The organism is Pantoea sp. Cy-639 (genome assembly GCF_011752525.1).
Lineage (GTDB): Bacteria > Pseudomonadota > Gammaproteobacteria > Pseudomonadales > Pseudomonadaceae > Aquipseudomonas.
This window is the reverse complement of record NZ_VWXI01000059.1, coordinates 1-340: the sequence shown is the minus strand read 5'-3', so window position 1 is coordinate 340 and position 340 is coordinate 1. Positions and strand designations below refer to the sequence as shown.

Here is a 340-nt window from a genome sequence, read left to right as displayed (position 1 = left end):
TGGATCACCAGCTCGGTCTTGGCGGTGAGCACGATGCGCTCGGCGTTGGCGGTGATGTCGAGCTTGGCCAGCAGGTTGATGTTGTCTTTCAGCGCGCGGATGTCGATGTCGCCGGAGGCCGACACCAGCTTCCAGCCCAGGCTCTGCACGAACAGGCGCATGCCCTGGCTGGCACTGGCCAGCAGGCGCTTGCCGATCGACATACTGGTGTGGCCGGTGCTGCTCAGCGCCAGGTGGCTGCCGCTGGTGAGGTGGTTGGGGCCGGGGGTGGTCAGGGCGATGCCGGCCGGGCTCGAGACCACGAGGTGCGGCTGGGTGAATTCGGCGAACTCGTTTTTCG

Annotated in this window: 1 protein-coding gene; it reads right to left on the bottom strand. The window is 66.5% G+C overall.

Annotated features, from left to right (window positions below):
- A partial coding sequence (locus tag F3J43_RS23715; protein WP_166893029.1) for a DUF2345 domain-containing protein occupies positions 1-340 on the bottom strand: 340 nt, incomplete at both ends.